The 23,001-nt window shown below is 50.3% G+C and carries 12 protein-coding genes and 4 pseudogenes; 11 read left to right on the forward strand and 5 right to left on the reverse strand.

The window, feature by feature from the left end:
• Window positions 1–340: 340 nt before the first annotated feature.
• The 11 genes and pseudogenes from JWZ98_RS00070 to istB all read left to right on the forward strand — a co-directional run.
• Complete coding sequence (locus JWZ98_RS00070) at window positions 341–1,423, forward strand: hypothetical protein (protein ID WP_205452431.1); 1,083 nt, start codon at window positions 341–343, stop codon at window positions 1,421–1,423.
• Window positions 1,417–2,745: a hypothetical protein gene (locus tag JWZ98_RS00075; protein ID WP_205452432.1), complete on the forward strand. Its 1,329-nt coding sequence runs from the start codon at window positions 1,417–1,419 to the stop codon at window positions 2,743–2,745. The genes JWZ98_RS00070 and JWZ98_RS00075 overlap by 7 nt, the downstream gene beginning before the upstream one ends.
• Window positions 2,746–3,156: 411 nt before the next feature.
• Window positions 3,157–3,351, forward strand: coding sequence for a hypothetical protein (locus tag JWZ98_RS00080; RefSeq protein ID WP_205452434.1), 195 nt, complete (start codon window positions 3,157–3,159; stop codon window positions 3,349–3,351).
• Window positions 3,352–3,425: 74 nt separating this feature from the next.
• A complete protein-coding gene (locus tag JWZ98_RS00085) occupies window positions 3,426–3,998 on the forward strand; it encodes a hypothetical protein (protein ID WP_205452436.1) in 573 nt (190 codons plus the stop codon).
• A gap of 4 nt (window positions 3,999–4,002) precedes the next feature.
• Window positions 4,003–12,513: a calcium-binding protein gene (locus JWZ98_RS23320; RefSeq protein ID WP_205452438.1), complete on the forward strand. Its 8,511-nt coding sequence runs from the start codon at window positions 4,003–4,005 to the stop codon at window positions 12,511–12,513.
• Window positions 12,514–12,661: 148 nt separating this feature from the next.
• Complete coding sequence (locus tag JWZ98_RS00095; protein ID WP_205452440.1) at window positions 12,662–14,809, forward strand: type I secretion system permease/ATPase; 2,148 nt, start codon at window positions 12,662–12,664, stop codon at window positions 14,807–14,809.
• Window positions 14,810–14,813: 4 nt separating this feature from the next.
• Window positions 14,814–16,247, forward strand: a complete 1,434-nt coding sequence (locus JWZ98_RS00100; RefSeq protein ID WP_205452442.1) for an HlyD family type I secretion periplasmic adaptor subunit — start codon at window positions 14,814–14,816, stop codon at window positions 16,245–16,247.
• A gap of 423 nt (window positions 16,248–16,670) precedes the next feature.
• Window positions 16,671–17,348 carry a TnsA endonuclease N-terminal domain-containing protein gene (locus JWZ98_RS00105; protein WP_205452443.1) on the forward strand — a complete coding sequence of 226 codons (678 nt, stop codon included), beginning with the start codon at window positions 16,671–16,673 and terminating at the stop codon, window positions 17,346–17,348.
• Window positions 17,272–18,786, forward strand: coding sequence for an IS21 family transposase (gene istA / locus JWZ98_RS00110; RefSeq protein WP_205452444.1), 1,515 nt, complete (start codon window positions 17,272–17,274; stop codon window positions 18,784–18,786). Before JWZ98_RS00105 ends, istA begins: the two co-directional genes overlap by 77 nt.
• The gene (locus JWZ98_RS23325; protein ID WP_275899109.1) at window positions 18,776–18,898 is read left to right on the forward strand and encodes a hypothetical protein; all 123 of its coding nucleotides are present in this window, start codon (window positions 18,776–18,778) and stop codon (window positions 18,896–18,898) included. The genes istA and JWZ98_RS23325 overlap by 11 nt, the downstream gene beginning before the upstream one ends.
• Window positions 18,899–18,909: 11 nt before the next feature.
• Window positions 18,910–19,455, forward strand: a pseudogene (istB, locus tag JWZ98_RS00115) (IS21-like element helper ATPase IstB); the annotation flags it as partial.
• Window positions 19,456–19,457: 2 nt separating this feature from the next.
• Here the strand turns inward: istB and JWZ98_RS00120 are convergent.
• The 5 genes and pseudogenes from JWZ98_RS00120 to JWZ98_RS00140 all read right to left on the reverse strand — a co-directional run.
• A pseudogene (locus JWZ98_RS00120) lies at window positions 19,458–19,700 on the reverse strand (transposase); the annotation flags it as partial.
• A gap of 189 nt (window positions 19,701–19,889) precedes the next feature.
• Window positions 19,890–20,102: pseudogene (locus JWZ98_RS00125) on the reverse strand (IS3 family transposase); the annotation flags it as partial.
• Between the two features lie 81 nt (window positions 20,103–20,183).
• On the reverse strand, window positions 20,184–21,425 hold the full coding sequence (gene ltrA / locus JWZ98_RS00130; RefSeq protein WP_205452445.1) for a group II intron reverse transcriptase/maturase: 1,242 nt from the start codon (window positions 21,423–21,425) through the stop codon (window positions 20,184–20,186).
• Between the two features lie 18 nt (window positions 21,426–21,443).
• Window positions 21,444–21,782: a hypothetical protein gene (locus tag JWZ98_RS00135; RefSeq protein WP_205452446.1), complete on the reverse strand. Its 339-nt coding sequence runs from the start codon at window positions 21,780–21,782 to the stop codon at window positions 21,444–21,446.
• Between the two features lie 185 nt (window positions 21,783–21,967).
• Window positions 21,968–22,958: pseudogene (locus tag JWZ98_RS00140) on the reverse strand (IS3 family transposase); the annotation flags it as partial.
• Window positions 22,959–23,001: the final 43 nt, after the last annotated feature.

The following is a 23,001-nucleotide window of genomic DNA, read 5'->3' on the forward strand; positions in this document are numbered from 1 at the left end:
GATTTTGTTAGGTTTTAACCTTTAATTATGAGATTTTTTAAAGAAATGAAAATCTCATAATTTATGCAACTGGTTGATTTTTATGAAGGTCAGTTTTTCAGAAATTATGAGATCCGACATGTCGAGTGACACAAAAAGTGAAAAGTGTGCCAAATTAGTGAAAAACTAGTGACACAAAAAATGAAATAATCCGACAGTTTGTTTTTCAGCCATTCTTAAAATTTGGCTTTACGTTAAAACCAGGTAAATCCAATGGTTTACCTGGTTTTATCAATTCACAAGTTATTAGTTACAGAAATTTGTTTGTTAACTTTGTTATTTGGATTGAACAGAGAAAATTTTGAGTCTTGCTGGCGTTCGATCGAATCGTGGTGATCACTACCAAACATTAATCGCGTTTCAATGGGCGTTAAGCATCTATGCAAGCGATGAATATCAATGGTTGGAGATTGATTCAACTTCTCTGGATGCGGGTGGAAAAACTGTATCTGTCGACGATATTGTGATTGGTTGTATTGATGGCAGTTTGATTTGTTGTCAGTGTAAAAAGAACCAGAAAGACTTTAAGCCTTGGTTAATTTCTGACTTGGGCGATGAATTGGAAAAGGCCGCGCAATTCCTCGCGGATAATCAAAATTCTCGAGTCAAATTCTATTCGCGGAATGATTTTGGTGCTCTTGCAAAATTGCGAGAGCATGCAAGGACTCAGCCCAACGATAAGGCCTATCGCCAAAGCCTAAGCTCTGAGCATCAAAAGACGGATGCTGACTTGGCAAAATACTTGTGCAATGCATCTGGCCTAACGACTTACGACTGGCTTCAACGCACTACATTTGAACTTTCGAACGAATTTGAACGTGCGGAAGAACTTTTAAAAGAGCGTCTAAATAACCACGTCTCTAACGCGAATACCGCATTTGATGTTTTGTGGGCAAAGTTAGATAGGCTTGGTGCTCGTACCTATCGTTCAGCTTCCTCCGCTCAACCGTCACATCGGCTAACAAAAGCCGATATATGTGAAATATTGGAAAAATCGGGTGCAACTCGAGTTTCACCAATTTCTCAGCAAGAGTTGCAACACTCATTTGTTAACGCTTCAGCAGTTGGTAGGCATTGGCGTCGCGATATCGCTGGCAAGCGCTTACACATCGATACTGTTGATGAATTAATTGCGGCTATTGAATCATCAGATCGTTCGATATTGGTCAGCGGAATTCCAGGTTCAGGAAAGACTTGCGTACTGCTTGAGTTGCAGGAAGCCCTGGAAAATCGCGCTGATCTAGCCTCTATGTTTATCCAGAGTCGAGAATATGCAAATTGCCTGACGCCAGAAGCTAGATCAGCACACGGTTTGCCGAAGGATTTGGTTGGTGTAGTTGGCAGGATGGCTGATCGAAAACCTAGTGGCGGAATCCTTTGCTGAGCAATCAGTGCTGCATCGTTGATAGAAAACATTGGCAGAATATTCCTGATCGTTTCACGGATGACATCCTAGATGGTGCGGCTACTTATCTTGCCTATCGCTTCGGAAATCATCATCCAAGTAACAACGAATGGAAGCCGATTGATGAACCTAATCCGCAAGTCTTGGCAAGCCTGATTCTTGATGAACTCGAACGGCATTCCGCACATTGGCATCATTGCCGGGCAGCCGCTGAAGCACTTGAAGCCTGCGCAAACGTAATTGATGACGATCGAGACGCGTCTCGATTGCTCTTCATAGCTATTGGCTTCTTGAATTTTTGGGAGGTGGAAAATGATTGGGATGATCTTATTGGTGTAGGAATCAATATGGCCCGTGGCAAGGTGGCTGAGGCCGTCATGATACTTGCGACCAACTGGTCAGAAAAATGTCGACAATTTCCTGAAATACTGGTGCCAACACTGAGACGTCTTGCTCGCGACCCCGGCCCGGCCATTCGCGCGTTAATTTTGCGTCGGTTACCTTATTTTCAAAGTTACTCACCTAAATTAGGTTGGGAAATTTTTCATTTGGCGTTGGAGGATGATGACGAGCGCCTCTGGGTCATTGCTGAGCCCTGCCTCTATTACACTTATCACAATCAATTTGCGCAAGTATCTCCCATTCTGGAGCGCATCGTGACTTCCACAACTGGGAAATCACTGGAAGCTTGGGGACGAATTTCTGCCCTGGCAACATTTTTAGGTCATATTTCATTAAATGATTTTGTTGCCAGGTTATGCTCGCTCGATAGTATTGATGCTTGGAAAGGCGCGGCATCAGTGTGGACCCATCATGAAAACGTGGCACATCATCGCGAGCAGTGCTTTTTCGGGATATTGAAAGGTTTGCAACAATCAGGCGAAATCCCAATTTCAGTTGCTGCAGAAATGTCTTCGTTGTTTCGGAAGAACGATCCATTCACTTGTGTTTCTTTGGAAATTATTAATTTGTACTTTTCCGCAATCGAACAGAAAACAACCGATCAGCGTTTTGATCTGTATGGGTTTGACGATTGGCTGAATGCTATTTCTTTGAATAGCCCTGATGAAGCATTGGCCACAGCTGAGAGATTTACTGTATTTGTCCGACGTAGCAATCATCGCTTGTATGATTTTGGGGTATTTGCACAACTTTTAACGAGGTTGTTTCGAGAAGCAGAGGAGCGGGAAGAATCTGACCAAGGCGTTATGTTACAGCGTGTTATTGCCCTTCAAGATTCTTTTCTGACAATTGGCGTTGATGGTTTACAAGACTGGTTGCGCGCTGCGGAACGACCATAGGTCGTTTTTTTTAATTAAAATAAAGACTGTTATTGATCAGATGGAAGAAATTTAAACTTGAGCATCTCATCCGGGCTTACGGATACCAACAACATCTTGCACGATAAATCGATTCGATGTCTTCAGGTCTTTTGGGAAGCAGTAACCCTTTGGATGATCACGGGAATAGCAGATATGAATTTGAATAATACGATACGCGCAGCAATAAAGCGCAATGCCCGTTGGTTATTGCGCCTTACGGTCTTGCATTTGGACATTGCCGGCAGATGATGGCGATTATTCAATACGATGGAATTTATTGAAAGGATGTTTTTCCAGAAAAATATCAACCGGTGAACGGGTTTCAAAAAGTCGTCAAAAACGGCGTGAACGCGGTATTTACCCGAAGGGCACAAGTGGCAGTGACGGTTTTTGGCGCATTTAATCGAAGACCAAGATGATTTAAATCGGCATATCGATTATATCCATTGGAATCCGGTGAAGCATGGATATGTGAAACGGGTGATGGATTGGCCGCATTCCAGTTTTCATCAATTTGTGAAACGCGGCATTTATTCAAATGATTGGGGAAGTAATGAGCAATATGAAATTCAAGGTGTCGAGTAACGCGAGCGATGCGCCTCCTTACGTCGGCAGCATCCTATCAGCGCATCTTATGGGCTTGTATGGAGAATAACTTCATGAGTAGGATAATGAATGCGGTAAAGAATATTTTTATATTAATAGTATGGCTTTTATTGGGCTTTAAATTATTCATCCCAGCTCAACCTTTTTTATGTAAGGTTTATAGTAATTTTGTAAATTTCCCTAAGCTTAAAGATGCTGTTATTTACGAGGGAACTGTATACGTAGAGGGTGAAGAAAAATGTAGAAGAGGCTCATGCGCCCCGCCTACTTATTATGTAGTCAACTCTTCCGGTAAACATGAGATTTATTGGGGATTGCCAGGTGATAGATATGAACGTTTTCCAAAAAACTCTATACAAGGTGCAACTGGTAAATTTTGGTTTCATCCAATATACGGTTCACTCCAAGAAAACTTCACAATTCATAAAAATGAATTTAACAATTCAGATACGTGGGAAGGACAAAGCTTCTTTCATGGTATCGAGGAAAGCAAAAGTTTATTTGAAGAGCATTTCAAATATAGAGAATACATCCCAATGGCAATTCCATTTTTCATATTTCTCATTTTTTTTTATAGAGCTATGAAAAAACTTTATTTAACGACTAAATCCACTTCGGAAGGATGAGTAAATGAGCGTAGCTACAACTGATGATTACATAAAGGCAGCCGAGATACTTTTTAAAACGTTTGGCACTCCTGGGGATGTTTTCGGCGGCGGTGTTAACTATAGTAACTATATAGCCGATGGGAAGACCACTGATGCAGCTGGTGCCGCGCTAGCCATTGGAAAAATAACCACAAATCTGCTAACTTTAATAACAGATATTCCTGGTGTTTCAAACATCCCTGGAATTGACATCTTAGGGTTAATAAAAAATGTCAATGATTTGACAAATACTCAGAATGATATTGGTATTACTAGTGATAAAGTTGTTGCAGTTATTGGCGACCTATCTGCTATAGGAGCTTTTGCCAGTACGTCCTTGGGCCCTGCTGGATTGCCTTTGCTTATTGGTTTATCAACAGTGAGTTTAGTGGCTTCATTGTATTCTACTTACACCGGAATCATCATTGACCAAGAAAATGCCGCGTTATTAAAATGGACTACAGATAATATCACCTCTTTTGGAGGTATAAATAGTTTGAAATGGGATAACTATCAAACAACAATTTTTAAGGATAGTTTTAATAAAAATCCGGCAATGATGCCAACATTATTGCTATTAAGGGAAATTGACAGCACAATTACTCCAGATAAAGCATTAAAACTAATCGAAAATTCTGGCGTTTCAACATTACTAGACGGACGTATTCCTGAGGTATCCAACACTATAAATTCACTTCATCAATTGCTATTTGGCGTTGGCACTCAGGCAGTAACCACGAAAGAAGGTGTCAATACCTTAATTAATACGCTATGGAATGACTTCAAAGCGAACCCGCTCGCCGGAAATGTCGAAATGGTCGACATAGTCTCTATCCCTCTTAAAACAGCCGACGTATGGACCGATTTTGGCTCCTTTTTGAGTTTGGCTTACCTCACCCCTTTCGCGATCAAAGCAAACACGCCAGAAGCAGAGCAGTTCCTCAATACCATACATGCGGGGATTGCCGCCCAGTGGGAGTTTGACAAAACACTGACACCTGAGCAAATCAGTAATGGCGAAGCCACTTATTCCTATAAATGGGTACAAGATCGGCTTTCCATGTTGAGTTGGTTAGGCGCGTCCTACGCATCGGACACCCAATCTATTTCGATAAATTCAATGGGCATGAATTCATCGAAACATTTCCTCGATATGACCAGCGGCAAAGAAATCAATGTGGTCGGTCTGGGCGATGTGCAACAGATTATTTTCGGGGATGATACCAGTACGCTGTTGCCCGAAGGCGGAAACTTGGATGATCACATCTATGGCGGCGGCGGTGACGATGGCCTTAAGGGCAATGGCGGAAACGATTACCTTGAAGGAGGGGCAGGTAGCGATGTTCTGGATGGAGGCGATGGGAGTGATACCCTGGTCGGCGGCGAAGGTATCGATTTTCTTGAAGGCAGCAAGGGTAACGATAAGTTAATAGGTGGTAAGGGTAATGATATCTATATCTTCAAGCAGGGTGATGGCTTCGACACTATCTCGGATAGCGACGGCTTAGGCAAAATCCAATGGGACAACTTAGAACTGAAAGGCTCGAATACAGATACCCTCGATCTTGCCAAATGGAAAAAATTGAGCAACACCTTATGGCAGGACGAGACCAACGACATCACCTACAGTCTCAAAATCCAAGCGGATGGTAGCAATACGTTGTTTATCAATAAACTGGGTGATCAGATACAAGTTAAAAATTGGACGGATGGTGACCTAGGGATTACGCTAGGCAACATCACAGCACCGACTAGTGCCTTTACCTACACCGGTGACCAAAGAGCACTCATCGTGGGCTCCTCGGGTTCGCTGAAGTACGATTGGGGCGCGACCTCCTGGGCGGCTGACGGTACGCTGACCGGCGGCGTTGTCGAACAAGATTTCAACGATGTGATTTATGGCGACCAGTATGCGGTTAACGACAAAGATGTCATCAACGGCCTGGGCGGCAACGACGCTCTGGATGGGCGGGGCGGCAACGATCAGATCGACGGCGGCGCGGGTGACGACTTGATCGGCGGTGGGGTGGGTTCCGACACCATCCACGGAGGTACCGGCAACGACGAAATCCTCAGCGCCACCGGCTTAAATGCGCCGCAACGCACCGGCCCTAACGATGTCTGGCAAGCGCCCGCCGGCAAAACGGTGCAGACTCAAGGCAGCACCTGGGGAATTTACGATAACGGAAATAATACTTATGTCATTAGTGGCGGCGGATCATTGGCGCTGGATAATGCGCCGGATGTCGTATTTGGCGACGGTGGAGACGACCGCATTGTCGGTGGTCATGGGGACGACTATCTGGACGGTGGCACGGAAAATGATACGCTAACCGGCAACGGTGGTAACGATATTATCGATGGCGGCAGCGGCAAAGACTTTATTCAGGGTGACGGCATAATAACCCCAGGATTTTATTCGACGACCTCCGCATCGCTGCATGGTAAGGACTTTCTGGACGGCGGCGCGGGTAACGACGTACTGTTCGGTAACGGCAATGACGATATTTTGCTCGGCGGTGCCGATAACGATAATTTGTGGGGCGACGATTCGGAAAGTGATTTGGCCTTGCAATATCACGGCAACGATTATTTGGACGGCGGCGCGGGTGACGACAAACTCTACGGCAACGGTGGCGACGATACCCTGATTGGCGGCACTGGTAACGATGATCTATACGGCGGCGCGGGTTTCGATACCTACATCATCAATGCTGGCGACGGTATCGACCACATCATCGACAGCGATTCCGAGAAAAACAGCAAAATCATCTTCGGCAACGGTGTGAATTCGAGCGATGTTAAATTGCGCTTGGGTTCGCTGATGCTTGACCTGGGCAACGGCAACGCCGTGCACATCGAAAACTTCGATCAGACCGACGTCTTTAACAGCTCAGCGGTCAGCAGCTTCGAATTCGCCGACGGCACCACGCTCAGCATCGACCAACTGTTGGCACGTGGTTTTGATTTGGATGGCACCGATCAGGATGACATCATTTTTGGTACCAATACCACTGATCGCATCAACGGAATGGCAGGCAATGACCAGTTGGTCGGCGGCGCCGGCAACGACACCCTTTTGGGGGGAGCCGGCATGGATTATTTGCAGGGTGACGATGGAGATGATTACCTTGACGGCGGAGATGGCGATGACCTTAGCATCCTGAATGGCAACGTGCTGTTTGACGGCGGCCTTTCGGGCGGGGCCGGTGACGATACGCTGTATGGCCGTGCGGGGAAAGATGAACTGGTTGGAGGAGACGGCCAAGACCTGCTCGACGGCGGCACGGAAGACGATTTTCTGTTTGGCGAAGCCGGCAATGACAGGCTATTAGGTGGGGATGGTGACGATAAACTGGGAGGCGGGGACGGCAACGATACGCTCAGCGGTGGTGCAGGTGCGGATTACTTCAATGGCGGCGCCGGTGACGACACCTACCTGGATGTTACTGCGGAGGACGTAATCTTTGACAACCAAGGCAGCGATACCATCGAATTGTTAAGTGCGAACGGGCTGGCCGCAACTGGCGCACTCAGCAAAACCGGCAATTCAAGCGTGGCCGTGAAGCTGGATAACGGCGACACGCTAAACCTGATCAATGCGTTTTATGGCACCCATTACAACTTAAAATTTGCCAATAACGCGATCATTGATCTTGAGGCCATGATCGGCAACACCCTCACTACTGCCGTTTCCCTGGGGCTGGACGACAACGGCGGGCGCTTATACGGTGGTGCCGGCAATGACTTACTCCAAGGTGGCTCTGGTAATGATGTTCTGCTTGGCTATTTAGGTAACGACACGCTTAAGGGGGGCGTCGGTAACAACATTCTGAGCGGTGGGGATGGCAACGATACGCTATTTGGCAATGGAACCGGCATAGGCCTCAGTGGCGATGACGTGCTAAATGGCGGCGTAGGCGATGACACAATTTATGCTGAAGAGGGGAATGATACTATTCGAGGCGGCACCGGCAATGACATCCTGAGTGGTGGCTTGGGGAACGATATTTATTTGTTTGGTCGAGGCGATGGCTATGATGGAATTTATGAAACAGCATACCTAAACGGTTCCAGCGAAGATGTGTTACGGCTTGATGCCGGTATCCTGCCCGAGCACGTGACTTTGCATCGGATGAAAGATCAATACGGCTCTACTCGCATAGCGCTGGTGATCGATGGGTCAAGTACACAAATCCAATTCAATGATTTGACCTCATCGGATTATTCGATTGAACGTATCGAGTTTGACGGTGGTTTAGGTGCTGTATGGACAGCAGCAGATATCAGCGCACATATTCAAGTCGGTGTGCGGAACGATATGGTGGGCACTTCGGCGGATGATGTGTTCATCGTTGACAACGAGTTAGACACCATAATCGAAGCAGCGGATTCGGGAACGGATACTGTTCTGGCCTCACGAACATTTGCCTTGTCTAACAATATAGAAAATCTCACATTAACGGGCTTTCTAAATATTGGTGCTATGGGCAATGCCCTTAATAATACCCTAATAGGGAATAGCGGCAACAATATTATTGAAGGAAACGGCGGTTATGATACTGGTCAAGGTGGCCTTGGGGATGACACTTATTTCACGGTTGAAAACATAGTGGAATATGCGGATGGGGGGATCGATACCTGGGTAAATCCGGGCGGCGGCACTCTATTCGACAATGTCGAAAATCTGAGTTTATACGATGGCAACAATAGCCACTCGATTTATACCGTTTATGCCTATGGCAATGGCTTGGATAATATTTTGACTTCTGGTGGCTATGGGGTTCAGGGTGATGTGTTTGATGGAAGAGCGGGTGCCGATACGGTCATTGTAAAAGGTAATGATGCACCTATCGTATATATCGATAACATAGGCGACAAAATTGTCGGCGTAGCTTACGAAATCCGTAGTTCTATCGATTACAGCTTGGCTCAGCCAGCAGTCAACGTCAACACCGGTCAGCCTGTACCGACGAGCACATCCAACCGATTGGTGCTGGTCGGAGCCGATGCCATTAGCGGCGTAGGTAACGTTCTAGCCAATTTTCTGGACGGCTCACAGAATGCAGCGTCGAACACATTAGTTGGCGGTGTCGGTAACGACACCTATGTGATTAGTTTGAACGACCGCGTTATTGAAGCCGCAAACGAGGGTAGTGATGATGTAAGGTTTTGGACTTTTGCGCCAGACTCGGGTAGCGAAATCAACATCGCTGATTTGATGATGGATAACGTCGAATCTTTCACATTGGCGGGTTATGCCAACAATGCTACGCTGAGGGGTAACGCTCAAAATAATATTCTAAGTGTCGCATTGCAGAATTCTTCCAACGCTGGTCGTTTAATGGGAGAAGGAGGTAATGATAAGCTCTACGGCGGTGCCGGGGCTGACGTTCTGAACGGCGGAACAGGTGCCGATGAAATGCGGGGTGGTATAGGAAATGACCTTTACGTCGTCGATGATATAAACGACAGTGTGATCGAATATGAAAATCAAGGATGGTCAGACGCTGTTGAAACAAGTGTGGGTTTTACTTTGGGAAGTAATCTTGAAATTCTCACTTTGACTGGAGCAGCAGATATAGATGGATATGGCAATTCGCTGGGCAATACACTTACTGGTAATAGCGCCGCCAATACCTTGGATGGCGGTGCTGGTGATGACATTTTAATAGGTGGTGACGGGAATGATGTCTTGATAGGCGGCGCTGGTAACGATTCTTTAACTGGGGGAGGTGCTAACGATGTTTTGATGGGCGGTGCGGGAAGCGATACATACTATTTCGACAGAGGCTTTGGTCAGGACACAATTAACAGTTATGACCTGACTGTCGGAAAAATAGATGCAGTTGAGTTTTCATCGGGCATATTGCCATCTGAAGTCGGCGTTAGCCGCATTGACAATGACTTGATTCTTTCGTTAGCAGGGACCTCCGATACGCTTACTATTCAACATTATTTTGATAACGATGGCGTTACGCCATTCTCGATAGAGCAGATCAGGTTTAAGAATTACCCAACGAACACGGTCTGGAACTTGACTACTATTAATGCCAAGTTGAACAACCAAGCACCAGTCGTGGCAACGCCATTGCCAGACTTGAGCTTGGTCGAGGGAAGGCCTTTCGACTATTTTGTGCCCTCAAATACGTTTGCCGATGACCTTGATCCGTCAAGTTCCCTGGTGTTGGGGGCAACTTTGTCCGACGGAAGCCCTTTGCCCAGTTGGTTGCATTTTTATGGCACATATTTTTCGGGTCGGCCAATTGGGACCGGTACGGTGAGCGTGCGGGTCACGGCACAAGATACTGCGGGACTGAAGGGATCAGATACGTTCGACATTGTGACCTTTTACCAAGATCTGATGATTACCGGTACTCAATCAAACGAAAGCGGCTATGGGGGCACAGGCAACGATTCGTTGTACGGCTTAGGCGGCAATGACTATTTATTCGGATATGAGGGCAACGATGTCCTTGACGGGGGAGCGGGCAATGATGGTCTTTACGGTGGTATGGGCAATGATAGCTATGTGGTTGACAGCCTATCCGACTATACGACTGAGGACTTTAACGAAGGAATTGATTTAGTTCAAAGTTCTATCACTTGGACCCTAAGTGCCAACGTAGAAAATTTGACATTGACTGGCAACGCCGTTGTGAATGGCACGGGCAACGAACTTGACAACGTGCTGATAGGCAACAGTGTAGCCAACACCTTGACTGGTCTCGGTGGCAACGACCGACTTATTGGCAATGCGGGTAACGATACGATGATAGGCGGGACGGGGGATGATATTTACATTGTCGATAGCTCGGCTGATGTAATCACCGAAAACCTTAACGAGGGTCTAGACAGTGTAGAGTCGACTGCTACATACACATTAACCGCTAATGTGGAAAACCTCACCCTTACAGGTACTACTGCCATCAACGGTACCGGGAATGCCTTGAATAATGTTCTTACCGGCAATAGTGCTGTAAACACACTGACAGGTGGTGCGGGCAATGACCGGCTTGACGGCAAAGCCGGTGCAGATAAGATGTTAGGCGGTACAGGCAACGATACGTACGTTGTCGACATCTCAACCGATGTAATCACCGAGAATGCTAACGAAGGTACCGACACCGTTGAGACCGGTATTACCTACACGTTAGGCACCAATGTCGAAAATTTGGTGCTGACCGGTACTGCAGCCATCAACGGCACAGGCAATACGCTCAACAATGTTATCACCGGTAACAGCTCAGCGAATACGCTTTCCGGAGGTACTGGAGCGGATACACTGATTGGCGGTATGGGTAATGACATCTATGTAGTCGATAACACCCTAGATATTGTCACGGAAAATGTTAATGAAGGCGCCGATAAGGTTCAGTCTAGCGTTACCTATTCGCTGGGTGCTAATGTTGAAGATCTTACCTTAACGGGCACTACTGCTATCAACGGGACCGGTAACGGCCTGGATAACGTTCTGACGGGTAATAGCGCGGTGAATACGCTTACCGGCGGTGCCGGTAATGATCGGCTCGATGGTAAGGCCGGTGCAGATAAGATGTTAGGCGGATTAGGCGATGACACTTACGTCGTCGATGTCTCAACCGATGTTATCACTGAGAATACCAATGAAGGCAGCGATACCGTGGAAACCGGCATTACCTACACGTTAGGAGCCAATCTGGAGAACCTGTTGTTGACAGGCACCACAGCCATCAATGGCACCGGCAATACCCTCAATAATGTGTTAACCGGGAATAGCGCTGTCAATACGCTAACAGGCGGTGCGGGTAATGATAGGCTCGATGGCAAAGGCGGTGCTGACAAAATGCTGGGGGGAACAGGCGACGACACCTTTGTTGTCGATGTTTCAACCGACGTTCTCACCGAGAATGCCAATGAAGGCACCGACACCGTAGAAACCGGTATTACATACACCTTGGGCACGAACCTTGAAAACCTGACCTTGACCGGCTCAACTGCCATCAATGGCACGGGCAATGCCTTGAACAACGTGCTGAAGGGCAACAGCGCCGTCAACAGCTTATCCGCTGCGGCGGGTAACGATACCCTGGATGGCGGTGCAGGCGTGGATACGCTGACCGGCGGCACCGGCAACGATACCTATGTCTTGGGTCGGGGCTACGGTGCCGACACCGTGGTCGAGAACGATGCAACGGCGGGTAACACCGACATCGCGCAATTTCTGTCCGGTATCACCGCCGACCAGCTCTGGTTCCAGCATGTCGGCAACAATCTGGAAGCGAGCGTTATTGGTACCTCCGATAAATTAGTGATGAAGGACTGGTATACCGGCACCGCCAACCACGTCGAGCAGTTCAAAACCACCGACGGTGCGTTGACCCTACTGGATAGCCAAGTGGAAAACCTGGTGTCGGCGATGGCCGCGTTCGCGCCGCCGGCCGCCGATCAAACCACTTTGCCGACTAATTACCAGACGGCACTGGCACCGGTGATTGCGGCTAACTGGCATTAAAGGACCTTTCGAGGTACCGGCTAAAGGCCAAAGCGGCGCGAATTGGCGAGTCTGATTCGATGCGGCTTTGGCCTTGGTTTGGTGCTCCGGGTCCCTACCCATTTAATATTTTTACTCTCATTTTTCTTTCAAGCTGTTTTTGCGTGCAATGACCAATTCTTCCCCCTCTCCCGCTAGTGCTGCCCCCGCCGCGCCCCTCGACACCGGCTTGGCTTGCCTGGCGATGCTGGCCCGCCTGCACGGCGTCGCCATCGATCCCGATCAATTGGCTCACCAGTTTCGGCCCAGCGGCCAGCTATTGGGTTGTGACGATATTCTGCTGGCCGCCAAAACACTGGGCTTGCAGGCCAAACGGGTCAAAACCACAGTAGCCCGCTTGGATAAGACACCGCTACCGGCCGTGGCGATTAGTGGCGATGGAACATTTTTCGTCCTGGCCCGCGTCGATAACGGCCAAGTGTTGATTCACGACCCAGCTGCGGCCCGCCCGGAACAAATGCCGTTAGAGACTTTCGCCGAGCGTTGGTCCGGCGCATTGATCTTATTCACCTCGCGCGCCTCGCTGGCGGCCGAACTGGGCAAGTTCGATTTCACCTGGTTTATCCCTGCCATCGTCAAATACCGCAAACTGTTGTTGGAAGTATTGTTGGTCAGTCTGGTCTTGCAGTTGTTTGCCCTGGTCACGCCTTTGTTCTTTCAGGTGGTGATGGACAAGGTCCTGGTGCATAGAGGTTTTACCACCTTGGACGTGATCGCCATCGGCCTGTTGGTGGTGACCTTGTTCGAAGTGTTGCTGACCGGCTTGCGCGGTTATGTGTTTGCCCATACCACCAGCCGTATCGATGTCGAACTGGGAGCCAGGCTGTTTCGGCATCTGTTAAATCTACCGATGGCTTACTTCGAAGCGCGGCGGGTTGGCGACTCGGTGGCGCGGGTGCGCGAATTGGAAAACATTCGGGCCTTTCTGACCGGCAATGCGGTGACGGTGGTGTTGGACTTGTTGTTCTCGGTGGTGTTTCTGGCGGTGATGGCCTATTACAGCGTGGACCTGACCTTGATCGTCTTGGTGTCTTTACCGTGTTATGTCTTACTGTCGGTATTGTATACCCCACTATTACGCGGTCGCTTGCACGAAAAATTCAATCGCGGCGCCGAGAATCAGGCATTTTTAGTCGAGGCGATTTCCGGCATCGGTACCGTCAAGGCCATGGCGGTGGAGCCGCAACTGACCCGGCATTGGGACAAGCAATTGGCCGGTTATGTTTCGGCCGGGTTTCGTACCGCCAGCGTTGGCCTGTTCGCCAATGCCGGCGTCACGTTGATCGGTAAACTGGTTACCGTCGCCACCATGTGGCTGGGCGCCCGTCTGGTCATTGATGGCGAACTCAGCGTCGGTCAGTTGATCGCCTTTAATATGCTGGCCGGCCATGTGGCGCAACCGGTGATGCGTTTGTCGCAGCTGTGGACCGACTTTCAGCAGACCGGCATTTCGATGCAGCGCCTGGGTGACATCCTCAATAGCCGTGGCGAAACGGCAGGCAACAAGAGCAGCCTGCCGCCGATTCAAGGCAAAATCGAGTTCGACCAAGTGGTGTTCCGCTATAACCCGGACGGCTCGGAAGTGCTGAAAGGCATCAGTCTGGACATCGCCGCCGGCGAAGTGATCGGCATCGTCGGCCGTTCCGGTTCCGGCAAGAGCACACTGACCAAGTTGCTGCAACGCCTCTATGTCCCCGAACGCGGGCGGGTGCTGGTGGACGGCATGGATTTGGCCTTGGCCGACGTTTCGTCCCTGCGCCGGCAGATCGGCGTGGTGTTGCAGGAAAACGTGTTGTTCAATCGCAGTATTCGCGACAACATTGCCTTGACCGATCCCGGCGCACCCTTACCGCAAATTATTGCTGCCGCCAAACTAGCCGGCGCCCACGACTTTATCCTGGAACTGCCGGAAGCCTACGACACCATGGTCGGCGAGCACGGCTCGACCCTATCCGGCGGCCAACGCCAGCGCATCGCGATTGCCAGGGCCTTGATCAGCAATCCGCGCATCCTGATCTTCGACGAAGCCACCAGTGCACTGGATTACGAATCCGAACGCATCATTCAGAACAATATGAAAGCCATCTGCCAAGGTAGAACCGTCATTATCATCGCCCACCGCTTGAGCGCGGTACGCGATGCCAACCGTATTATCGTCATGGAGCGCGGCCAGGTCGTTGAGGCCGGCAGTCATAGTGAATTGTTGACCCACGAGTTGGGCCATTACAGCCGGCTGCATCGGCTGCAGATGGGATAATACGATGTTGAAACTTCAAGCAAGCCTAGAACTGTTACACCGCTACCGACAAGCCTTTCGGCACGCCTGGGCTCGTCGGGCTGAACTGGATAGCGTTCCTCGTTTGGCGCACGAAAGTGCTTTTCTGCCCGCCGCACTGGCTTTGCAGGAAACCCCGGTTTCACCGGCACCGCGCTTAGCAATCTGGTTACTAATCAGCTTTGCGTTGCTAGCGGTGTTGTGGGCCGGTTTCGGCCGGATCGACATCGTTGCGACTGCCCAGGGCAAGATCGTCCCCAACGACAGGGTCAAGACGATTCAGCCGCTGGAAACCGCCACGGTCAAAGCCATCCACGTCAACGACGGTCAAGCGGTTAAGGCTGGCGATGTGCTGATCGAACTGGATGCGACCGCCGCCGATGCCGATACCGCCAGCATCGCTAACGATTTACGCACCGCGCAACTGACGGCGGCTAGGGACAGCGCCTTTTTGCAGAGCTTGCAAACCCTGCAAAACGGTAAACCGCAAAAGCCGCAACTCCAGGCGCCGGACGCGATGCCTTCTGAGCAAGTCCAACACGAACAACGTCTGCTGGACGGCGAATGGCAGGAACTGACCAGTAAACTGGAACGCCTGGAAGCGGATAAATCCAGCCGTCAGGCCGCTTTGCGTTCGGTGCAGGCCACTGTGGCTAAACTGGCGCAGTCCGCACCGATTGCCCGCCGCTTGGCCGAGGATTACCAGCAACTACAAGCCAAGAAATTCGTCTCCAGCCACAACTACCTGGAACGCGAACAGGCCAGGATAGAACAGGAAGGCGAACTGGCCACGCAACGGGAAAAGCAACAGGAACTCAGCGCGGCGATTCAGGAAGCCGGCAAACAACAAAGCGAACTGTTAGCCGCCGCTCGCCGCACGGCATTGGATAGGCTGCACGACAGCGAGCAGAAAATCGAAACCTACACCCAGGCAGGCATCAAGGCCCGTCAGCGCGGCCAACTGCTGACCCTAACCGCACCGGTGGACGGCATCGTCCAGCAACTGGCGATTCACACCGTCGGCGGCGTCGTCACCCCGGCGCAACCGCTATTGATCGTAGTCCCGGCCGACCAAGCGATGGAAATCGAAGCCTTCGTCGAAAACAAAGACATTGGCTTTGTGAATCCCGGCCAGGAAGCCGAAATTAAAATCGAAACCTTTCCTTACACCAAATACGGCACCTTGCACGGCGAAGTGACGCATGTGTCCAGCGACGCCATCAACGACGATAAGCGCGGTTTGATTTACTCTTCCCGAGTCAAACTGCCGCGCACGACCATGGCCGTCGAAAACAAGACTGTCAATCTGACGCCGGGCATGGCGGTGACGGTGGAAGTCAAGACCGGGCAGCGTAGGGTGATTGAATATTTCCTAAGCCCACTGATCGAACATGTGGGAGAAAGTTTGCGGGAGCGATAAGTTGGAATGCCCAGGCAGCATTGGCACAGCCAACTTCATCATCGGTGTCATCAGCAGTTTGGTATCTGAATATGCATCGTTGACTATAGGAGCTCCGGGGCGGTATGAAATGCAATAGTCGATTGCCATGCCGTCTAAGTGCTATTCGGATCAGTGTGATACTTTATTACTCAATTTTTCTTAGCCGAAAGGTGTTTTAACTGAGTCAGTATGATATTTCATTTTTTAAGCGCCGATTTATGGCGCCGTTAGATAAGGCTTTCACGTGGTTTCAGTATGAAACTTTATTGCTTTCCTACAATTCCTGTGAGAGAGTAATAAAGTTGGATATTAAGTAATAAAGTAGGAAACTGAGTAATAAAGTTGAATACTGGAGCCGCTGAGTCTAGACTTGTTCCTGGGTCTAGGTTGAGCGGCTTTTTTATGGTGAGAAGAAATAATTCAAATTCAGAGATAACCATTCAGAAATGGATAAAAGATGGGCGAGGCGCTGGTAGCGGTAAAGACTATAAGCCTTGGTTGACCGTTAGGGATGTGTCGTCCGAGGGGCGTTCTCACCGTATTTTCGGCCACAAAACTCAGCGTACGCATCACCTTCTTTCCGACCTCGAACTAGCAGTGTTTTTATTGCTGGAGTGGCATCCGGAAACGGAAGACATTCGGGAGCAGTTTCCTTTGCGCTTGGAAGATACCCAGGCATTAGCTATGGACGCAATAATTTCGCATCCAGCTTACCAAGGTGTAACGCAGATTATGACGTCAGATTTTCTGGTGACTACTGGTAATCACCAGCAGCCTAAATTTGCTCTACAAGCAAAATATTCAGAATCGTTACAAGATACACGGACCATCGAAAAATTAGAATTGGAGCGGCGGTATTGGCATCAAAAATCAATACCCTGGTTTTTATTTGCTAAACGGCGTGCAAAACTTTCCAGGGTCCTGGGGAAAAGAGCGTTGAAAAGTTTCCACCCCAGGTTGTTCAATGTCCGGTTTTTTGCCGGAGAATCCTGGAGTGTTACAAATGGACGTTATTGCCGAAATCAGACGGCGTCATCTAGTCGAGAAAGAGACTATCAGTTCACTGGCTATCGCCTTTAAGCTATCCCGCCCCACCATCCGTAAACATTTAAAGACGGTCGAAACGCCGGCGTATCAGCGCCAACATCAACCCCACCCCATGCTGGGTTCGTTCCATCAGCAGTTACATGCCTGGCTGGAGCAAGAAGCGGATTTGCCGCGAAAACAACGACGCACCGCGCAACGCCTGTATGAATGTCTGCAAGTTGAGGGCTACCAAGGCAGTTACACGGCGGTGCAGCGCTACGTTAAGGGTTGGAAGAAGAAACGATCTCCCCATCCCACCATCAAGCAAGCTTTTGTCCCCCTGGCCTTTCCAGCAGGCGAGACCTGCCAGTTCGACTGGAGCCATGAAACCGTTGAACTGGGCGGCGTGGTTCAGACCATTAAGGTCGCCCACTTCCGCTTAACCTACAGTCGTCAGATGTTCGTGATGGCCTATCCACGGGAAACGCAGGAAATGGTGCTGGATGCGCACCGTCAAGCCTTCGCTTACTTTGGCGGGGTGCCGAAGCGCATGGTATACGACAACCTGAAAACGGTGGTCGATGCGATCTATGCTGGCAAGGAGCGGCGCTTTAATCGGCGTTTCATGGCGCTGGCCAACCACTATCTGTTTGAGCCTGTGGCTTGCACGCCGGAGTCCGGTTGGGAAAAAGGCCAGGTAGAGAATCAGGTCGGGAACATTCGGGAGTGGCTGTTTACGCCGATGGCGAAATTCACGGATTTCGCCGCCCTTAACGTCTGGCTGGCGAAGCGCTGCTGCGAGTTGGCGGGACGCCCCCATCCTGAACAGACCTCACGCAGCATCGCCGAATGTTTCGCTGAAGAACAGCCCTTGTTAATGCCGGTCAAGGCCGCCTTCGATGGTTACGTGGAAGAAATGAAGCGTGTTTCGCCACTTTGTTTGATCCGCATAGACCGCAACCGCTACAGCGTGCCGGCGCAGTGGGCCAATAGCGTGGTGTCCGTGCGTTTAACCGCCGACCATGTCCGTATCGTCGCCGACGGCGCGATGATTGCCGAACATCACCGCCGCTTCGGACGCGATCATTTGATCTGCGATCCTTGGCATTATCTGCCGGTGTTGGAGAAAAAGCCTGGCGCACTGAGGCATGGCGCACCCTTTCAGACTTGGGACTTGCCGGTTGCGATCAAGGTGGTGCGGGATCGTATTCTCAAGCAGGATCAGGGTGACCGCGCCTTTGTCGACCTACTGCTGATGGCGAAAGGTCTGGGCGATAACGGATTGGATGCCTTGGAAGTGGCTTGTGATTTGACCTTGCAGACCGGTGTCATCAGCGCCGCCATCGTCCTGAATGAAATGCGCCGGTTAACCGAAGCGGCCAAGCCCAAAGCACTGGACGACACCCCGGCATCGACGCCGGCATTGACCTTGGAGCCTGTCGCCGATTGCAGTCGCTATGATAGCTTACGGAGCGTTTGCCATGTCCATTGATCGCGCGCTCCAGCTCAAAACGTTACATCTGTTCGGCATGGCGGCGGCCTGGAGTGAATACCCACAGGGCACAAGTGGCAAGCCAAATACAGTAGCCAGCAAAAACCCGTGATGCCGGAAGCCTGGCTGGATCGGTTGATCAGCGCCGAGCAGGCCGACCGCCAAGCGCGCAGCCTGAACTATCAGCTCAAGGCGGCTCGATTCCCGATTCATCGAGACTTGCTACAGATTGACTGGTCGGAAACGCCCTTGCCGCAAGCTCGTCTCGAACAACTGGCCACCGGAAACTTTATGGAGCAAGCCTACAACCTGATCCTGGTGGGCGGCACCGGCACAGGGAAAACCCACTTGGCCACTGCCATTGGCATAGCCGCCATCCATCAAGGCAAACGGGTTCGCTTTTACAATGCGGTCGATCTAGTCAATCAACTGGATAAGGAAAAACAGCTAGGAAAAGCCGGTAACCTCGCCAAGCAGCTAACGCTGATGGATGCCGTCATCCTGGACGAATTGGGGTATTTACCGTTCCCAGCGTCCGGCGGTGCCTTGCTGTTCCACCTCATCAGTCATCTGTATGAGAAAACGTCCTTGATCATTACCACCAACCTCAACTTTGCAGAATGGGTGCAGGTTTTTGGCGACGCCAAGATGACTACGGCGCTGCTTGACACGCCGAAGTCACCTTTGAGATTTTTTCGGCTCTTGCCATTACGTGCATTGCCGCTGGGATTAGTGACGGCTTCATGCTTGGCGTGGCCCAGATGTTCAGTCATTTCTGCCTCTAAAGCACGCTCAACCAAAGCCTTGGTCAATTGCTTCAGCAGGCCATTTTCGCCAATCAGGTCTTCGGGTTTCTGATAACCCGACAACAAGGAATCGAGCAACTCGGTAGGGATGGATTTTGATACGGTCATTTTTTCTCCTCTAGGGAACGGCAGTTTCCTGCCTAATGGCCGTTTACACAAAAATTCTTACACCCTCTTTCTTCAGTCAATACGTCGCAGCTGTTCGCCCTCAGCCGGAATGGTACCTGGACTAACCAGGCTCAAACCCACTCCGGTTGCACCGCCATGCAAGAGTTCGCCCCACAATATTTGTAGTGGTCAACTTTTTTCGGACACCGAGATAGGTTGTTGAGCTGCCATTTTCATTTCATAGCCATTGGGTGGCAGGTAGCCCAATGACGAATGCAAGCGCCGACTGTTGTAGAAGTTAACGATATAGTCGGTCACGTCGCGGGTGGCCTCGGTGTGGCTGGCATACTGTCGGCGCCAAACACGCTCCATTTTCAGATTGAGAAAGAAGCGCTCCATCACCGGTCGAGTCAACCGAAGGGAACCGCCCCCTTCAGTTGCTCACGGAACCGTACGTGAACCTCTCGATTCATACGGCTCTTGTTATTCAGCCACCCAACACCAAACACGCCAATGCGCAAACAAAGTCGGATATTGTCGATATAGCTCTCGCAACCATTGGCTGGCACGCCATTTCCTGCGCTTTAGCGATTTGAATTTCCGCCTCGCCCAACTCAACAGCTTATCGTTGATGTAGCTATAAATGGCCGACAACGCCGATTTTCTGAACTTTCCGTAATAAGTGATCCATCCCTGTATGATCGGATTAATGGTTCTAGCCAATTCCACAACACTTTGACTGTAACCCGCTTTTATCATCGGATGCCCTTTGAGCTTTGCTCTCATGGCTTTCAACGCCTTACGGCTGACGGCCGGTGAGAAGCTGACAAAGAATTTGCCGTTTCTATCGCGAGCACTTCGGGGTCTGAATGTATAACCCAGAAAATCAAAGCTCTGATTTGGATATTGATCGTCTCGACTTGAGTCCTTGCAATATACAATCTTGGTTTTCTCCTGACAAAGCTCAAGACCGCACCGAGTAAACCTATCTCTGATTTGCCGCTCGACCATTTTCAACTGGGGTTCACTGCGACAGTGCACCACAATATCATCGGCATAGCGTTCAAAATGAATACAAGGAAAATGCGTTTGCATCCATTTATCAAAAACCAGATGTAGAAAGATATTAGCCAGCAACGGACTGATAACGCCGCCCTGGGGCGTACCTTTCTCGCGGCGTATCCGGGCACCATTCGCCATTATCACATCGGCCTTTAACCAGCGGTCGATGTACAACAGCGTCCATTGGCAATGGGTGTACTTGGCCACCGCTTTCATGACTAAGCCATGATCCAAGGCATCGAAGAATCCCTTGATGTCCATATCCAGCACCCAATCATCCCGCCAACAGCGTTGCCGTGCCTGCGCAATCGCATCGAGCGCCGACTTTCCGGGACGATAGCCAGAGGAGTCATCATGAAAGTAGGGTTCCACGAGTGGTTCCAGTCGATTCTTGATGACCATTTGGGCAATTCGATCCGATATAGTCGGTATACCTAATGGTCTTAGTTGACCATTCGACTTGGGTATCTCGACACGACGCACAGGTGGCGGAAAGTAGCTACCTGACGATAGCCGATTCCATATCTTATACAGATTGTTCTTTAAGTCAGCTTCAAAATCCCCCATCGTTTGCTCATCAATGCCGGCAGCACCTTTATTGGCTTTTACCGCCAAATAGGCATCCCATACAGCATGTTTGGATAGTTCGAATGACTTTGCCAAGGTTTATTGCTCCTCCCATTAGCGGTTGGCAATAGCACCTGGCTGAATAACGCAACCCCTTCGCTCCACCGCCATTACAGCGTTTTCATCGCTACTATGAGTTGCTCCGCCCCTCTGGCTGACATCGGTACTTGCAAAGCCACTAGACATAGCAACTTCTCTTCCCTTGGCATTCAGCCAGCAGGTTCCCACGTTCCACACAAGAGCTTGAATTAAGTTCATGCAGCCTCTACGCCGAACGCCACCCAGCCCATAAACAGGTACTGTCTGGGTTTGTCCCGGATCAACAACTCTATCCGGTTTTGACGTTGGTTGGTTTGCTTTTCGACATGTCATCGGCTGTTCACTTGCGTTCATCTGCTTAATCCATACCTGACACTTTCAAGTGCCTTTTCCAACGACGCTCACCACCATGACTTTTGATCACAGCAACTCGTGGCGGTTTGAAGCCTGATCCTGTAACCCGACTCCGAGGGGCCTACCCTCATCTCTCATGCAGCATAGCTGCTCGAAGGACTACGTCCTTCTTTGCGCCTTCGTGGCACACCATTGTCCCAGCAATTGCCCTTTCGGCTCATACTGCCTTGAAACCCGTGGTGGCTCAGTAAATCCCGGTAATTGTGACTGGCGTACTGGCTACCCCGGTCGGAATGCACGATCAAGCCTGGCGACGGTCTGCGCTGGACGATGGCGATCTGCAAGGCCGTGCAAACCAGTTCCGCCGGCATATTCGGCGCCATGGCCCAGCCCACGATTTTGCGCGAATACAGGTCCAACACCACCGCCAGATATAGCCAACCGCTCAGCGTCCGTATGTAAGTGATGTCCGAGACCCAGGCCCGGTTGGCCTCGGTTTGCTCGAATTGGCGATCCAGCACGTTTTCGTACACCGGCAGGTTATGATTGCTGTCGGTGGTGTGCACGAACTTAGGCTTCCAGGTTGGCTTGAGCTGGAGCTCCTTCATCAGGCTGCGTACGCGATGCCGACCCATCTCGATACCCTGTCCCACCAAGGCCTTACGCAGACGGCGGCTACCATAGCATTGACCGGTCGCCTCGAACACACTGCGCAGCCGAACCCGCGTGCCACAAAGCGTTTGCGGTTTCAACGCCCGCTGCCGAGCGGCATACCAGCCCGACCGACTGACGCCCAACAACCGGCACACCCGCCGTACCGTCGCGGCCTTCTCTGCGCTAAGCTTCTGAATCACTTCGTGTTTCATCGCAGTTCCTTCGCAAAGATACCCACAGGGCATAAAAGGCCGAAACCTTTTTTAGCAATTCGTTATCCGCGCGCAGTTGACGATTTTCCTGCTCCAACTGCCGAATCCGCTGCTGATCCGGTGTTAACGGCTTGCCGATGCCCGCTTGGCCCGATTGCTCCGCCTGCACCTGCTTCAGCCAGCGACGCACCGCCGTCTCGCCCAGTTTCAGTTCCTGGCAAACCTGCGCCACTGTCAGGCCTTGCTCCTGAATCATCTTCACTACTTGCAGCTTGTACGCCGCATCAAAACTTCGTCTTTCTTGTTTCATTATGCTCACCTGGTAGATTGATAGTTTATCAACCTATCTGGGT

It is taken from the genome of Methylomonas sp. EFPC1 (assembly GCF_016925515.1).
GTDB classification, from domain to species: domain Bacteria; phylum Pseudomonadota; class Gammaproteobacteria; order Methylococcales; family Methylomonadaceae; genus Methylomonas; species Methylomonas defluvii.

What these genes read in the sequence shown, in the direction of transcription:
- JWZ98_RS00105 (WP_205452443.1), top strand. Translation starts at nt 16,671, where the DNA reads ATGGTGAGAAGAAATAATTCAAATTCAGAGATAACCATTCAGAAATGG.
- JWZ98_RS23320 (WP_205452438.1), top strand. Translation starts at nt 4,003, where the DNA reads ATGAGCGTAGCTACAACTGATGATTACATAAAGGCAGCCGAGATACTT.
- JWZ98_RS00085 (WP_205452436.1), top strand. Translation starts at nt 3,426, where the DNA reads ATGAGTAGGATAATGAATGCGGTAAAGAATATTTTTATATTAATAGTA.
- JWZ98_RS23325 (WP_275899109.1), top strand. Translation starts at nt 18,776, where the DNA reads ATGTCCATTGATCGCGCGCTCCAGCTCAAAACGTTACATCTGTTCGGC.
- JWZ98_RS00095 (WP_205452440.1), top strand. Translation starts at nt 12,662, where the DNA reads ATGACCAATTCTTCCCCCTCTCCCGCTAGTGCTGCCCCCGCCGCGCCC.
- istA (WP_205452444.1), top strand. Translation starts at nt 17,272, where the DNA reads ATGGACGTTATTGCCGAAATCAGACGGCGTCATCTAGTCGAGAAAGAG.
- JWZ98_RS00100 (WP_205452442.1), top strand. Translation starts at nt 14,814, where the DNA reads ATGTTGAAACTTCAAGCAAGCCTAGAACTGTTACACCGCTACCGACAA.
- JWZ98_RS00135 (WP_205452446.1), bottom strand. Translation starts at nt 21,782, where the DNA reads ATGAACGCAAGTGAACAGCCGATGACATGTCGAAAAGCAAACCAACCA.